This is a genomic window from Klebsiella sp. TF21-TM (genome assembly GCF_019753495.1).
Lineage (GTDB): Bacteria > Pseudomonadota > Gammaproteobacteria > Enterobacterales > Enterobacteriaceae > Klebsiella > Klebsiella quasipneumoniae.
Genome location: NZ_JAIJYL010000133.1, coordinates 1 through 344, shown reverse-complemented (window position 1 = coordinate 344; position 344 = coordinate 1). Strand labels below are relative to the sequence as shown.

The 344-nt window shown below is 55.5% G+C and carries 1 other RNA gene; it reads right to left on the bottom strand.

The features are described 5' to 3' along the window. Positions 1–36: 36 nt before the first annotated feature. Positions 37–174, bottom strand: a non-coding RNA gene (locus tag K5R89_RS27255) — RtT sRNA. Positions 175–344 lie beyond the last annotated feature (170 nt).

Genomic DNA, 344 nt, shown 5'->3' with positions numbered 1-344 from the left:
ATAGCAAAAAGGCGCCTTTAGGGCGCCTTTTTACATTGGTGGGTCGTGCAGGATGACTCGGCTTCGCCTCGCCCTTCGGGCCGTCGCCGCAAGCGGCTCCGTTGTCTCACTGCGTTCGACCCGAACCTGCTGCAGAGACACTCGTCTCATCCTGAGACTCGCCCTGCGGGCCAACGCCGCCGCGTTGTTCAAAATTGTTCCCGACAATTTTGTCGAATCGTTGAGTTCCGCGCATAGCAAAAAGGCGCCTTTAGGGCGCCTTTTTACATTGGTGGGTCGTGCAGGATTCGAACCTGCGACCAATTGATTAAAAGTCAACTGCTCTACCAACTGAGCTAACGACC